General features: G+C 66.0%; 15 protein-coding genes. 7 read left to right on the forward strand and 8 right to left on the reverse strand.

Features of this window, described 5'->3' with window-relative positions; translation table 11 throughout:
• Entirely contained in the window at positions 1–972 is a 972-nt protein-coding gene (gene cysK / locus B5D62_RS16950) for a cysteine synthase A (RefSeq protein WP_085935086.1), read from the forward strand.
• 27 nt (positions 973–999) lie between these two features.
• On the opposite strand, the gene B5D62_RS16955 is transcribed toward cysK, so the two are convergent.
• The gene (locus B5D62_RS16955) at positions 1,000–1,788 is read right to left on the reverse strand and encodes an enoyl-CoA hydratase-related protein (RefSeq protein WP_085935087.1); all 789 of its coding nucleotides are present in this window, start codon (positions 1,786–1,788) and stop codon (positions 1,000–1,002) included.
• Between the two features lies 1 nt (position 1,789).
• Positions 1,790–2,158 (reverse strand): nuclear transport factor 2 family protein, encoded by a 369-nt coding sequence (locus tag B5D62_RS16960; RefSeq protein ID WP_085935088.1) that lies wholly within the window; start codon positions 2,156–2,158, stop codon positions 1,790–1,792.
• A gap of 311 nt (positions 2,159–2,469) precedes the next feature.
• Here B5D62_RS16960 and B5D62_RS16965 point away from each other — a divergent pair, with 311 nt between their 5' ends.
• The 3 genes from B5D62_RS16965 (at position 2,470) to B5D62_RS16975 (ending at position 4,955) form a co-directional block, all read left to right on the forward strand.
• Entirely contained in the window at positions 2,470–3,465 is a 996-nt protein-coding gene (locus tag B5D62_RS16965) for an LLM class flavin-dependent oxidoreductase (protein WP_085935089.1), read from the forward strand.
• Positions 3,462–4,403, forward strand: a complete 942-nt coding sequence (locus B5D62_RS16970; RefSeq protein WP_170920982.1) for a diacylglycerol/lipid kinase family protein — start codon at positions 3,462–3,464, stop codon at positions 4,401–4,403. Before B5D62_RS16965 ends, B5D62_RS16970 begins: the two co-directional genes overlap by 4 nt.
• A 162-nt stretch (positions 4,404–4,565) precedes the next feature.
• Complete coding sequence (locus B5D62_RS16975; RefSeq protein ID WP_139373932.1) at positions 4,566–4,955, forward strand: hypothetical protein; 390 nt, start codon at positions 4,566–4,568, stop codon at positions 4,953–4,955.
• A 108-nt stretch (positions 4,956–5,063) separates the two neighbouring features.
• Here B5D62_RS16975 and purH read toward each other — a convergent pair whose 3' ends face one another.
• From purH to B5D62_RS17000, 5 genes are all read right to left on the reverse strand, one after another.
• Entirely contained in the window at positions 5,064–6,674 is a 1,611-nt protein-coding gene (gene purH, locus B5D62_RS16980) for a bifunctional phosphoribosylaminoimidazolecarboxamide formyltransferase/IMP cyclohydrolase (RefSeq protein ID WP_085935091.1), read from the reverse strand.
• A 54-nt stretch (positions 6,675–6,728) separates the two neighbouring features.
• Complete coding sequence (locus B5D62_RS16985) at positions 6,729–7,040, reverse strand: NIPSNAP family protein (protein ID WP_085935162.1); 312 nt, start codon at positions 7,038–7,040, stop codon at positions 6,729–6,731.
• 78 nt (positions 7,041–7,118) lie between these two features.
• On the reverse strand, positions 7,119–8,345 hold the full coding sequence (locus B5D62_RS16990) for a threonine ammonia-lyase (RefSeq protein ID WP_085935092.1): 1,227 nt from the start codon (positions 8,343–8,345) through the stop codon (positions 7,119–7,121).
• Positions 8,345–9,676, reverse strand: coding sequence for an NAD(P)/FAD-dependent oxidoreductase (locus tag B5D62_RS16995; protein ID WP_085935093.1), 1,332 nt, complete (start codon positions 9,674–9,676; stop codon positions 8,345–8,347). Before B5D62_RS16995 ends, B5D62_RS16990 begins: the two co-directional genes overlap by 1 nt.
• Positions 9,677–9,735: 59 nt before the next feature.
• On the reverse strand, positions 9,736–9,906 hold the full coding sequence (locus B5D62_RS17000; protein ID WP_085935094.1) for a DUF1674 domain-containing protein: 171 nt from the start codon (positions 9,904–9,906) through the stop codon (positions 9,736–9,738).
• Positions 9,907–9,965: 59 nt separating this feature from the next.
• Between B5D62_RS17000 and htpX the strand changes: the two genes are divergently transcribed.
• Positions 9,966–10,901: a zinc metalloprotease HtpX gene (gene htpX / locus B5D62_RS17005; protein ID WP_085935095.1), complete on the forward strand. Its 936-nt coding sequence runs from the start codon at positions 9,966–9,968 to the stop codon at positions 10,899–10,901.
• A gap of 375 nt (positions 10,902–11,276) precedes the next feature.
• On the opposite strand, the gene B5D62_RS17010 is transcribed toward htpX, so the two are convergent.
• Positions 11,277–12,323 carry a DNA recombination protein RmuC gene (locus tag B5D62_RS17010; protein ID WP_085935096.1) on the reverse strand — a complete coding sequence of 349 codons (1,047 nt, stop codon included), beginning with the start codon at positions 12,321–12,323 and terminating at the stop codon, positions 11,277–11,279.
• A 63-nt stretch (positions 12,324–12,386) separates the two neighbouring features.
• Here B5D62_RS17010 and B5D62_RS17015 point away from each other — a divergent pair, with 63 nt between their 5' ends.
• Together B5D62_RS17015 and panE are read left to right on the forward strand one after the other, a co-directional pair.
• Positions 12,387–13,070, forward strand: coding sequence for a pyrimidine 5'-nucleotidase (locus B5D62_RS17015; protein ID WP_085935097.1), 684 nt, complete (start codon positions 12,387–12,389; stop codon positions 13,068–13,070).
• Entirely contained in the window at positions 13,067–14,014 is a 948-nt protein-coding gene (gene panE, locus B5D62_RS17020; RefSeq protein ID WP_085935098.1) for a 2-dehydropantoate 2-reductase, read from the forward strand. The genes B5D62_RS17015 and panE overlap by 4 nt, the downstream gene beginning before the upstream one ends.
• Positions 14,015–14,056: the final 42 nt, after the last annotated feature.

Genomic DNA, 14,056 nt, shown 5'->3' on the forward strand with positions numbered 1-14,056 from the left:
ATGACCGATACGACATCGACTTCCCCTTTCCGTGGTCGCATCTATGGCGACATCACCGAGACGATGGGGGCGACGCCGCTCGTCCGCCTCAATCGCCTGCCGAAGGAAGCGGGCGCTCGGGCCGAGATCCTGGCCAAGCTCGAATTCTTCAATCCGATGTCGTCGGTGAAGGATCGCATCGGTGTGGCGATGATCGACGCCGCCGAGAAGGCCGGGAAGCTAAAGCCCGGCGTCAGCACCATCGTCGAGCCGACCTCCGGCAATACCGGCATCGGCCTCGCCTTCGTGGCCGCGGCGCGCGGCTACAAGATCATCCTGACCATGCCCGAATCGATGTCGATCGAGCGGCGCAAGATGTTGCGCTTCCTGGGGGCGCGCCTCGAACTGACGCCGCGCGAGAAGGGCATGAAGGGCGCCATCGCCCGGGCCGAGGAGCTTCTGAAGGAAGTGCCCGACAGCTTCATGCCGCAGCAGTTCCAGAACCCGGCCAATCCAGAGGTGCATGTCCGCACCACGGCCGAGGAGATCCTGCGCGACACCGGCGGCAAGATCGACATCTTCGTCGCCGGCGTCGGCACCGGCGGTACGGTCACCGGCGTCGGCAAGGTGCTGAAGGCCAAGGTTCCCTCGGCCAAGGTGATCGCAGTCGAACCTGAGGCCAGCCCGGTCCTGTCCGGCGGCCAGCACACGCCGCATCCCATCCAGGGAATCGGCGCCGGTTTCGTGCCGGACATTCTCGATCGCAAGGTGATCGACGAAGTCGTGAAAGTGTCCAACGACGCCGCCTTCAAGACCGCCCGCGGAATGGCCGCTCAGGAAGGAATTCCGATCGGCATTTCCGGTGGCGCGGCGGTAGCGGCCGCGCTGCAGGTCGGCGCGCGGCCGGAGAATGCCGGCAAGCGTATCGTCGTCATCGTGCCGGACTTCGCCGAGCGCTATCTGTCGACGCCGTTGTTCGAAGGGCTGGACTGACGAAAGCGCGATTACGCGGAAGACCCGTCAGCCTGGATACCAGGCAGGCTTGCGCTTCTCCTTGAAGCTCGCCAGCCCTTCGGTGGCTTCGGCGAGTTGGCGCGTGCGGGCATGCTCCTGGATCAGGTCCCGCATCTCGCCGTCGTCGACGAAGGCATCGGCCGAAGCCAGGGTGCGGAGCTTGGTTGCCGTGGTGGCGGCTGGCGCATTCATCAGGATCGCATCGACGATCTTGTCGCCGGTGCCCCGCAGGGCGTCGGCTGGACAGACCTCGTGCACGAAGCCGATCCGCCGCGCATCCGCAGCGCCGAAACGCTCGCCCGTCAGGGCGTAGCGGCGCACCTGCCGGACGCCCATGGCGCGGCAGAGCTGAGGCAGGATGATGCCCGCCATCAACCCCCAGCGGGTCTCGCTGATGGAGAAGATCGCGTCTTCGCTGGCGACGACGATGTCGCAGGCGGCCGCAATGCCGGTGCCACCGCCGAAGCATCCACCCTGGATCAGCGCCACGGTCGGCACCGGACAGGTATCGAGCCGGCGGATCGCCTCCGCCGTGAGGCGGCTCACCTCGTCGTTCTCGCGCGGCGTCTGCTTGGCGACGGTATTGATCCAGGCGAGATCGGCACCCGCCTGGAAATGCTTGCCATTGCCGGTGACGACGACGACGCGCAGCGTCGGCTCCTGCGCCAGGGCATCCATCGCGGCATGCAGGCCGGCGATCATGTCGCCGTTATAGGCATTGTTCACTGCAGGACGGTTGAGCGTGACGGTGGCCACGCCGCGACCATCGACCTTCCAGAGCACCGTATCGTTCACGTCAGTCTCCCTTGAGATAGCTGTCCTTGAGCGCGATCTTCCCGTCGCGCAGTTCGTAGAGGTCGATGCCGTAGCGATCGAAGGCCTGGCCCTGGGCGTCGATGCCGGTGACGCGGAACGTCCCGAACAGCTTGTCTCCGGCGCGATGAATGCGCGCCTCGGAATAGCGGGCCTCGCGATGGGCCTGGCTCTTGTCGGCGAAATGGCGCCGCAGGTCATCCTTGCCTTTCAGAACCCGGCCCGACGGCTGAGTGCCGGAGGCCAGGCGCCATTCGAAATCGTCGGTCACGCAGGCAGCGATCTCCTCGACATCCGCCTTGTTGAAGGCCTTGCCGAAGCGGCGGAACAGATCATCGATGGCATCTGCCATGGGTATCTCCTCGTTGTTGGCCGGGATGTCACACGGGGATCGTCGGGCTCGGCAAGCGCAAGAGCCGGCGGCAACACCATCGATCGAGAAGCAGCGTCACGGCACGAGTTTCCCCAATTCCTCGCGCCACCGTAGCGCTCCATGACCAGGTGATCACCCCTTGCGTTTCGCAGGGTGCTCAGGCCGTCGCCATCAGGTTCGATCGCCGCGAGTGAGACGCGCTTGTGCTGCCGGAGCATCGGCTCGATTGACTTTCCTCCTTCCGCCCCGCCTGATGCGAGCAACAAATCGATAAAGCATCGGGAGGAAGCATGAAGCTCGGCGTGCTTCAGTTCTTCAGCTGGCCCGGTCGGCATGGGCCACTCGAGGACGTCTATGCCCGCGCGCTCGAGCGCATCGAGATCATGGACCGCGGCGGCTTCGATGCGGTGTGGCTGGCCGAGCATCACTTCACGACTTTCAGCGTCTGTCCGTCGGTGCATATGCTGGGCGTGCTGGCGGCGGCGCGGACGACGCGCCTGCGGATCGGGACCGCCGTGTCGCTTGCTGCGCTCTATCATCCCCTGCGGCTCGCCGAGGAGGTGGCACTGCTCGATGTGCTGTCCGGCGGCCGCGTGAACTGGGGTGCGGGCCGAGGTTTCGCTCATTCGGAATTCGCGGCGTTCGGCGTGCCGCCGGAAGAAAGCGGAGAGCGCTTTCGCGAGGCCGTCGAGATCGTGCTGGCGGCGTGGCGTGACGACCGGCTGACCTACCACGGGCGGCACTTCTCGTTCGACGAAGTCGAGGTGCTGCCCAAGCCGTTGCAACGACCGCATCCGCCGGTGTGGATGGCGGCAACGTCGGAAGAGGCGATCGCGTGGGCAGCGGGCCGCGGCTTCTCCATCCTGATGGATCCGCACGCCTCGATCGAGGAACTCGGCCGCAAGCGTCGCCTGTATGCCGACAAGCTCACCGAAGCCGGCTTCTCCGAGAAGGATCGCGACATCCCGATGGCGCGCCTGCTGGCGCTGGCCGCGACAGAGGCGGAAGCGGCGGCGATTGCCCGGCGTGGCGCGCAGTGGCTGCTCGATGCCTACGCCGGTCCTCAGCATACCCATCGCAAGTCGATGCAGGTCCGGCGAAACTACGACGGCCGGGACCCCGTCGATTACTACGTCGACAACGTGATCCTGCACGGCACGCCCGAGGCGGTCGTCGACAAGGTCGCGCGATTGAAGGAAGAGATCGGCCTCACCTACCTGATCTGCGCGCCCCTCAGCCGCGAGAGTTTCCGCCTGCTGGCGGACCAGGTGGCTCCCCGCCTGTGACGGACCCGCGTTCCACAGTCATCGTCAATCCCGCCGCCAACAAGGGCGGCGCCGGCCGTCGTTGGCCGGCGATCTGCGCCAGGCTGGCCGCGCGCCTTGGCGACTTCGAACCGTGCTTCACCACGGCCCCGGGCCACGCCACTGATCTGGCGCGCCAGGCCCTTTTGTCGGGCAGCCGAAGGTTCGTCGCGGTGGGTGGCGATGGCACCGTCAACGAAGTGCTGAACGGCCTGCTCGACAGGTCTGGCCGGCTGATCGAACCGGACGCGGTGATCTGCCCGATCCCTGCCGGTACGGCCAACGAACTCAATCGAGCGCTTGGCCATCTCCCAGACGCCGACCGCGCCTATGACGCCGCGGCGGGGACAGGCAGCAAAGCCATCGATCTGCTGCGCATCCGCTGTTCCGGTCTCGACGGTCGGCCTATCGAGCGCTTCGGCTATCTGATGGTGTCCCTGGGCGCCGCCGCGGCGATCAGTCATCGCACGTCGCAATCGCGTTGGATCAAGAAGTTGGGACCCGCTGCGTACCTTCTGATGACGCCGGTTGTGACATTGGGATACCGCAACCATTCCGTGCTTGTCGCCATCGATGGCGTGCCGCAAGGGCCGAGACGACTCTTCACCGCGATCGTGGCGAATACGGAGAATGGCGGTGGCGGCATGAAACTCATGCCAGGCGCACTCTTCGATGATGGTGTGCTCGACCTCGTCGAGATGGGCGACATCTCCCGCGCCGGCATGCTTACGGCGATCATGCCTAAGCTCCATCGCGGCACACATATTCATCACTCCAAGGTGAGAGTGACGCGCGGACGATCATTCCGCTTCGAGGCCGATGTGGATATTCTCGTCGATGTCGACGGTGAGACGGTTGGTCGTCTGCCTCTCGAAGTCACCGTGTTGCCGCTCGCTTTCTCTGTCGGGGCGGCCACTTAGCGCAAACTTTGCCGGCCGTGAGTGCCGGCGCCATTCGATCCCATCAAAAGCAGAAGGAACACGGCGTGCTTCTTGCGTGTTTCTATTTGGGGCGAATGCAGTCTTGAAGAGGAGGGCAGGCGCCCCACTTGTGAGTTGAGTCTTACTCTAGAGGAGGTCGATATGTGTGATTACTCACTCGAAGCGTATCAGTCACGACCTGCCGAAGCTGGTGAGAAACTCACCCTTGAGCGCTTTGCCAGTGGCTCAATGGGATTTACCTCGGGACAGACCTGCGACTTGGCCGTGTGCGTGGCGGCCGATAGCAAGTTGCGCCTGGAAGGTATCGGCGAGACGGTGCAGAAGGCCTATGGCGTCGGCCCCGTCGAGGATGTCGTGATGACGCGTCTGGAAACCGGCCCGCACAAGGATGCGGTAAGGTTTTCCAATGGAATCGAAGTGTCGCTGCAACGTCTCGATCGCGGTCTGACAGCGGTGATGCTCCCCTCCACGCGGAATCTTATCGACGTCACCGAGATCGCTGCTCCGGTTGCGGAGCCTGAGTACGCCTAACAACAAAGTCGCGTGTTAGGCGGTTGGCGCTGGGCCTTCCAGGCCAAGCGCAATCTGGGGCCCGCCCGGCATATTCCGGGCGGATGAGGGGAATGTGTGTGGATCGGCTCAGTGCCGGAAGTGACGCATTCCCGTGAACACCATCGCCAATCCCGCCTCGTCGGCGGCATCGATCACCGCCTGATCGCGCATCGAGCCGCCGGGCTGGATGATGGCCGTCGCGCCCGCCTCTGCCGCCGCCAGCAGGCCGTCCGGGAAGGGGAAGTACGCGTCGGAAGCAACCACACTGCCGATAGCGGGGCTTTGCGCCAGCTTGGCCATCTCCCCGGACTCCGCGGCGCGAATGGCCGCGATGCGCGAGGAGTCGCGGCGGTTCATCTGGCCCGCACCGACACCGACGGTCGCGCCGTCCTTGGCATAGACGATGGCGTTCGACTTCACATGCTTGCAGACCGTGAAGGCGAACAGCATGTCGTTGATCTCCTGTTCGGTCGGCACGCGCTTCGTGACGACCTTGAGGTCAGCCCTCGCGACCCGTCCGTTGTCGCGGCTCTGGAAGAGGTAGCCGCCGGCAACGCTTTTCAGCGTCATGCCGGCGCTCGTCGGGTCCGGCAGCGTGCCGGCAAGCAGCACGCGAACATCCTTGCGACGTGCCAGGATCTCCAGTGCCTCGGGCGTGGCATCGGGGGCGATGATCACTTCCAGGAATCGCTTGGCGAGGTCGGTTGCCGTCACCGCCTCGAGTGTCCGGTTGACGGCGACGATGCCGCCATAGATCGAGACCGGATCGCAGGCATAGGCCTTGAGATAGGCGCTTTGCTGGTCCTTGCCGATCGCCACGCCGCAGGGATTGGCGTGCTTCACCACGACCACCGCCGGCTCCTTGAATTCGGCCACGCATTCGTAGGCCGCCTCGGTGTCGCCGATGTTGTTGTAGGAAAGCTCCTTGCCCTGGACCATGCGCGCCGTGGCGACGCCCGGCCGGTTGCTGCCGTCGGAATAGAAAGCGGCCTTCTGGTGCGGGTTCTCGCCGTAGCGCAGGACTTGTACGCGCTTGGCGGCAAGCGTGAGCTGCTCGGGGAACAGCTCGTCCTGCTGCTTGGCAAACCAGTTGGCGATCGCCGAGTCGTAGGCGGCGGTCCGCGCATAGGCCTTGGCGGCGAGCTTGCGGCGCAGCGCCAGGGTCGTCGCCCCCTTGTTGGCGGCGAGCTCGGCCAGGACCGAGTCGTAGTCGGCGGGGTCGACAACGACGGTGACGAAGTCGTGGTTCTTGGCCGAGGCACGGATCAGGGCCGGCCCACCGATATCGATGTTCTCGACGCAGGTCGGGAAGTCGGCGCCGCGGGCGACCGTGGCCTCGAAGGGGTAGAGGTTCACCACCACCAGGTCGATCGGGGCGATCCGGTGATCGCTCATCGCCTTCCTGTGTCCCTCGTCGGTGCGCCGGGCCAGAATGCCGCCGTGGATCGAGGGCTGCAGCGTCTTCACCCGCCCATCCATGATCTCGGGGAAGCCGGTATGGTCGCTCACCTCGATGACCTTGAGCCCGGCGTCGCGCAAGGCCTTAGCGGACCCGCCCGTCGAGAGCAATTCGACGCCATGGCCCGCCAGCGCCTTGCCCAGCTCGACCAGGCCGGCCTTGTCGGAAACGGAGATCAGCGCCCGTTCGATGCGGGCCAGATCGGGGGTGGGGGAAGGGGTGTAGCTATGGGCGGACATGGCCGGTCTTTTAGCTCTACCCCCGCCCCGATGTAAGCGGCGCTTTGGCGCGAGTCAGGCCGGACCGACAGGCCTTAGGAAAGTGCGCTCTTCCTCCAGGATGAAACGCTGCTCTTCGGCGTTGCGGAAATTGGCGGTCGCCTCCGGATCGGCCCGAAGCCGTGCCCGATAGGCTTCATAGGCTGCGAGAGTTTCGAAGCCGATGAGCGCCTGGGCGATATTGTTGGTGCCCTCATGGGGCATCCAGTAGCCGATCAGGTCGCCGCCGCATCGCGGTATGATGGTTTGCCAGCGGCGGGCGTAAGCCTCGAACGCCTCGCGCTGGAATGGATCGATCCGATAGCGGATGAAAACCGTGATTGTCATGGCGGTCTCCTTGAGTTGGGACCGCACGATCTTTGCCCTGGACGTCATGCTTTTGTTTCGGGCGACGCCGAATGCACGTCAGATATCGGCGCCCTCCAGCACACGGACGGCGAAGCCGTCGCCCTCGAGTGCCTTCACCAGTTCCTTGACGTGCTCGCGGTCGCGGGTCTCGACGGTGACGTCGAGTTCGGCGCGCTTGGCGACCACGCTGCCGAACAATCTCTGGTGCTGCACCTCGACGATATTGCCGCCGGCCTTGCCGATCAGGCCCGCCACCCGGGCCAGCTGGCCGGGCAGGTCGCCGATCATGCAGCGCAGACGGACGATGCGGCCGTCGCGCACCAGGCCGCGCAGCAGCACCGAGGCGAGCAGGCGCGTGTCGATGTTGCCGCCGCTCAGGACCAGCCCGATCTTGCGGCCGGCAAACGAGTCCGGGGCGGCAACCAGCGCCGCCAGGCCGGCCGCGCCCGCACCCTCGACCACTGTCTTCTCGACCTCGAGCAGCAGCGAGATGGCGCGCTCGATCGCCACCTCGTCGACACTCACGACGTGATCGACCAGGGCGCGCGCCAGCCCAAGCGTCAGCTCGCCGATGTCGCGCACGGCGATGCCTTCGGCCAGCGTATCGCCGCCGACCGACACCGGCTGCCCGGCCAGGAGCTGCCGCATGGCCGAATAGGCCGCCGCCTCGGCGCCGATCACCTTGATCCCGGGGTTCAGGCCGCGCGCGGCGGCGGCGCATCCGGCGATCAGGCCACCGCCGCCGACCGGTATGACCAGGGTGTCGAGCTGCGGCGCATCCTCGAGCATCTCAAGGGCGATCGTGCCCTGGCCGGCGATGATGCGCGCATCGTCATAGGGGTGGACGAAGACGAGATCGCGCGCCGCCGCCAGGCGATGCGCTTCCGCCGCCGCCTCGGCCAGCGTCTCGCCGTGGAGCACGACGGTCGCGCCATGGGCGCGGGTGTGGCTCACCTTGGTGTTCGGCGTGAAGGACGGCATCACGATGGTGGCGGGAATGCCGAGCCGTCCGGCGTGATAGGCCACGCCCTGGGCGTGGTTGCCGGCCGACATGGCGATCACGCCGCGCGCGCGTTCGTCCGCTGTGAGCTGCAGCAGGGTATTCAGTGCACCGCGCTCCTTGAACGAGGCGGTGAACTGCAGGTTCTCGAACTTGATCCAGATGTCGGCATGGAAGATGCGCGACAGGGTCTCGCTGCGCAGGCAGGGCGTGCGAACGATCGCGCCGCGGATGCGGTCGGCCGCTGCCCGGACATCGGACAGCGTTACGGGAAGGGGAGTCATCAGGCGGCTCGCTTGCGGTCGATCCAGTCGCGTGTGCGGTACCAGGCGCCGATCAGCGGCAGGATCCAGGATGGATCGCCGTTGTAGAACGGGTTGTCGGGAAAGTCGCGGCCGTCGAAGGGATTGATGGGCGCGTTGGAGCCGCCGGCGATCTTCTTGGCCGTCTGGGTCCCGAGATAGGTCATCATGGCGACGCCGTTGCCGTTGCAGGCCAGCAGATAGTGCAGGCCCTGATCGGTGCCCATGTGCGGCATGTAGTCGAGAGCGAAGGCGACATTGCCGGTCCAGACATGGGTGATGCGGATGCCCTTGAGCTGCGGGAACCGGTCGATCATGTACTGGTAAAGCACCGGCGCGCTGACTTCGGGCGGCGCGGCCGTGAAACGCGCACGGCCGCCGAAGATCATATGCTTGCCGTCCGGCGAGGGGCGGTAATAGGTCAGCACCCGCTTGGTGTCGGCGATCGACCGCAGCTCCGGAATGAGCTCCGTCGCCGGCATCGGCAGTTCCTCGGTGGCGATGATGTGGCTCGCCACCGGCACGACGCGGCGCTTGAGGCGCGGCGTCAGATCGCCGGTATAGCCGTTGGTGGCGATCACCACTTCCTTGGCCTGGATCGGGCCCTTTGCGGTGAGCACGCGCCAACCGGTGCCAACCTTCTCCGTCCGCTCCGCCTCCACGTTGGCGCATAGGATCGCGCCGGCGCGATGGGCGGCCTCCAACAGGCCCTTGTAGTAGAGCGCCGGATGCAGGTGGCCGGAGCGGCGCGCATACATGCCGCCGAAGTAATAATCGGACGAAATCATCTCGCGCTGCCGTTCGCGCGGGATCATCTCGGCCCCGACATCGGCGTACTTGTTGAACATCTCGATCTTGGCCGCCTGCTCGTCATAGTGACGGGGCGTCCAGGCACCGACGAAACGGCCCTTCTTGATCACGCCGCACTCGATCTTCTCTCGCGCGATGATGTCCTCGATCACCGACAGCGAATCGGCGCCGGCGCCCAGGAACTCGGCCTTGCGGCGCGCGAATTCCTCCGCTGCCTGGTTCTTGCCACCCAGCCCCTTGCCGAGATTGACGCCGCCCGAGATCATGCCGCCATTGCGGGTCGATGCGCCGACGCCGAAGTCGCCGCGCTCCAGCACCACGGCATCGATGCCGTTGCGGCGAAGCTCGAGCGCCGTTGCCAACCCGCCATAGCCGGCGCCCACGATCACCACGTCGGTCTTCGCCGGCGGGTCCTGGGACAGGGCGTTGTTGGGCGTCCAGGCTTCCCACCACCACGGCCGGGCCTTGAAGCTGGGATGGAAGATGCTCTTCGATGTACTCATGGCGTTACTCGTCTCCAGCGCAGCAGGCAGGCTCTGCGGCACGGCCTGACCGATCGGTCCTAGAAGTCGGTCACTTTGCCGTTGAATTGCCAGTCGCCGTAGCGGGTCGGTTCGGGGCCGGGCGGGCCGCCGATTTCCTCGACCTTCTTGGGCTTGTCCGGGGCGGCGGGCTTGGCCGGCTCCGCCTTCGGGGTCTCCGCCGTGGCGGCGGGCTTTTCATCCTGGGTCATGGCCCCATGATGCCGTCCCGCGCCTTGATTCGCCACAGTCTGGAGCCATCTTTCCGGGCATGAACTATGTGAAGACCGCGCTGCTTCTTGCGGCGCTCACGGCCTTCTTTCTCGCGGTCGGTTATATGCTGGGCGGCCATAACGGGCTGGTGATCGCCCTGCTGGTGGCCCTGGGCACGAACGTCTTTGCCTACTGGAACTCGGCCAGCCTGGTGCTGCGCATGAGCAATGCGCATGAGGTCGGGCCGCAGGAGGCGCCCGAGCTCTACGGGATCGTGCAGGAGCTGACGCAGCGCGCCGGCCTGCCGATGCCGCGCGTCTATGTCATCGACGAGGACCAGCCCAACGCCTTCGCCACCGGCCGTAGCCCGGAGCATGCGGCGGTCGCCGTCAACACCGGTCTCCTGCGGCACCTCAACCGGCAGGAAGTGATCGGCGTGCTGAGCCATGAGCTCGGCCACGTGAAGAACCGCGACACGCTCACCATGACGGTGGCCGCCACGCTCTCCGGTGCGATCGGCATGCTGGCGACCTTCGGCGGCCTGTTCGGCGGCGGCCGCGACGAGAATGGCCGGCCGCTGGTCAATCCGATCGTCGCCATCGCGGCCATGATTCTGGCGCCGCTGGCCGCCACGCTGGTGCAGATGGCGATCAGCCGCAGCCGCGAGTTCGAGGCGGACCGGATGGGTGCCGAGATATCGGGTCACCCGGAATGGCTGGCCTCGGCCTTGGCGCGCCTGCATGCGGGGACCCAGGCCATTCCCAACGCGACGGCGGAAGCCAATCCGGCGACGGCGCATCTCTATATCGACAACCCGCTGTCCGGCGGCGGCATGGCGAACCTGTTCTCGACCCATCCGCCGATGGAAGAGCGCATTGCGCGCCTGCAGGCGATGGCGTCGTCCATGACGCCGGCTCCCGCTTACGGGACGACGACCCGCGCCCGTGCCGGCGGATCGGTCCCGCAGACTGGCGGCCGCGGCCCGTGGGGCTGACGCCGGCCTCTGCTCCGCGCCGTCGGCAGCGTGGTGACCATAATCGGGGGGTGAAGATCGAAGGGTAAAATGGCGGCGTCGCTCCAGCTCCGGTCGAATACGCCATGCCCTCCGCCGTCTCTCCATCCTGCATCGCCGCCCGCACCGTCTGCCGCGCCGCGGTCCCGTCGCGTCGTTTCGGGGATTCCCGAAAAGCCGGCTGGAATCGCGTCGACCTCTTGATCGGACTCCATTTTGCGGTTTTCGGGAAATCCGCTTTTTCCTTCGCCGCGATTCGGGTGGGGGTGGCAGAAAGCGGGACGACCGGCGCAAAAGGCCGATGCCATCGGCATCGGACGTGTCCCACCGGGTGAGACGCGGTGGGACGGGCCGGGACTAGGCCTTGGGCGGCAGTGGGGTCGGGCCTTCGCCGAGGTCGGTATCCAGGATACGCTGGCCGCGCTTGGTGATGCGGTCGGTCGAGGTGTCGATGTCGCGCAGATCCTTCTCGGTCTGGGCGAAGTGCTTCTTGAGATTGGTGACGCGATCGTCGAGCCGGCGGACGTCCTCGAGCATCAGCCCGACCGCCTTCTGGATCTCGCCCGCCTGCTCGCGCATGCGGACGTCCTTCAGGACCGCGCGGACCGTGTTGAGCGTGGCCATCATGGTGGTCGGCGAGACGATCCAGACGCGGGCCTTGTAGGACTCCTCGACGATCGCCGTGAAGTTGGCATGCAGTTCGGCATAGACCGCTTCCGAGGGCAGGAACATCAAAGCCGACTCGGCCGTCTCGCCGGGCACGATGTACTTGTCGCGAATGTCGCCGATATGCTTGCGCATCGCTTGCTGGAAGGCGCGTTGCGCAACGGCGAGCCCTTGCGTGTCGCCCGGGGCGACGGCGCGAAGCTGCCGGTAGCTCTCGAGCGGGAACTTGGCGTCGATGGCGATCGAGCCGGGCGGGTTGGGCAGGTGCAGCAGGCAGTCGACCCGCGAGCCGTTGCCCAGGCTGCACTGGAATTCGTACGCCGAGGGGGGCAAGGCGTTTTGCACCAGGTCGTTCAGCTGGACTTCGCCGAAGGCGCCGCGCGCCTGCTTGTTCGAGAGGATCTCCTGCAGCCCGACGACCTGCGTGGAAAGATCGCCGATCTTCTTCTGCGCTTCGTCGATCCGGGCCAGTCGCTCGCGCAGGTCGCTGACGACCTGGCCGGTGGCCTTCTCGTTGCGGTCCAGCCGCTCGCTGACGACCTTGCTCAGGGCCTGTTCCTGCTCGCGCAGCGATCGCTCGACCCGCTGAACGGTCTCGGCCTGCTGGCTCAGCGCCAGCTCAAGATGACGCCGGACGGCCTCGGTCTCGCCCGCATCGTTCCGGCGCAGAAGCAGGACAAGCAGCCCGACAAGCAGTAGGGCGATTAGCGCCAGCAAGGCATAAACGAGAATATCCATTGCGGCTTCTTATAGGCTGCCCGCTCGACAAGCGCACGGACCGCGATTAAGCAAAATCCCCAAATGGCCGCTCCCAAACACGATCCCGACGTCTGGCTGTTCGATATCGACAACACGCTCTACCCGGCGCGGTGCAATCTGTTTGCCCAGATCGATGTCCGCATCAGCCGCTACATTGCCGACTGGCTCAAGGTCGATGTCGAAGAGGCGCGACGCGTGCAGAAGCAGTATTGGCGCGATCACGGCACCTCGATGCGGGGCATGATGACCCTGCATGGCGTCGACCCGCGGCACATGCTCGCCTATGTGCATGACATCGATTATTCGCCGGTGCCCGCCAGCCCGGAACTCGACGCTGCCCTGAAGGCGCTGCCCGGCCGCAAGATCGTCTTTACCGCGGGTGACGTGCCGCATGCCGAGCGCGTCATGGAGCGGCTGGGCGTGGCTCATCATTTCGAGGCGATCTTCGACATCGTCGCCGGCGATTACTGGCCCAAGCCCCACCAGGCGATCTACGACAAGCTCGTGGTGAAGCATGACGTCGACCCGACGCGCGCGGCCTTTGCCGACGACGTCTCGGCCAACCTCAAGCCGGCGCACGACATGGGCATGCGCACGGTGTGGATCCGGACCGAGGAGAGCGTGAAGCGGGCCGCCGATACCAACCTGGATCACATCCATCATCAGACCGACGACCTCGCCACGTGGCTGAGCGATTGGGTCGCGCAAAGGAGCACTGCCAAATGAAGATCCTGATCCTCGGCGCCGGTGCGGTCGGCGGCTATTTCGGCGGCCGTCTGCATCAGGCCGGCGCTGACGTGACGTTCCTGCTGCGCGAGCCGCGCGCCACCAAGGTCAAGGCCGAAGGTCTCGTGATCAAGAGCCCGAAAGGCGACGCGGTGCTGCCGGTCAAGGTGGTGACCAAGGGCAGCGAAGGCGGGCCCTACGATATCGTCATCCTCGCCAGCAAGGCCTACGACCTCGATTCGGCGATCGAGGCGATCGCGCCGGCGGTGGGCGAGCACACGACCATCGTGCCGATGTTGAACGGGCTCGCGCATCTCGATGTACTCGATAACAAGTTCGGCGCCGACAAGGTGGCGGGCGGCCTCGCCCGCATCGGCGGCATGCTCGGTCCCAACGGCGAGGTGCTGCATACCAGCCCGTTCGCCGGCGTCTCCTTCGGCGAGCGTTCGGGCAAGCCCGTGCGGGCGTCGCTCGGGGAGCTGGATGCACTGTGCAAGAAGGCTGGCATCGAAGGGGGCCTCAACGACAAGATCAACCAGGACCTCTGGGACAAGTGGATCATGCTCACGTCGCTGGCATCGATGTGCTGCACGCTGCGTGGCACCACCGGCGACATCCTGTCGGCCGATGATGGCGAAGCGCTGATGCTCGAGACGGTCGACGAATGCCGCCGCGTCGCCCGCGCCGAAGGCTTCGATCCCGGCGACAAGGGCATCGAAAACCTCAAGGTCTATCTGACCAAGCGCGGGTCGGCCTTCGCGGCCTCCATGCTGGGCGATCTCGAGAAGGGCGGGGCCATCGAGGGCCGCCACGTCATCGGCGACATGCTGAGCCGGGCGCGCAAGCATGGCATTGCCGCACCGAACCTGCGCATGGCCTATGCAGTGGTCCAGGCCTACGAAGCACGCCGCGCCCGCGGTGGCCTGAGCAAGCCCACCAAATAGCCCCTCCGGGCCGGGTTGAAATCCCGGCCCTGGCTCCTTACG

Source organism: Enhydrobacter aerosaccus (assembly GCF_900167455.1).
Taxonomy (GTDB): domain Bacteria; phylum Pseudomonadota; class Alphaproteobacteria; order Reyranellales; family Reyranellaceae; genus Reyranella; species Reyranella aerosaccus.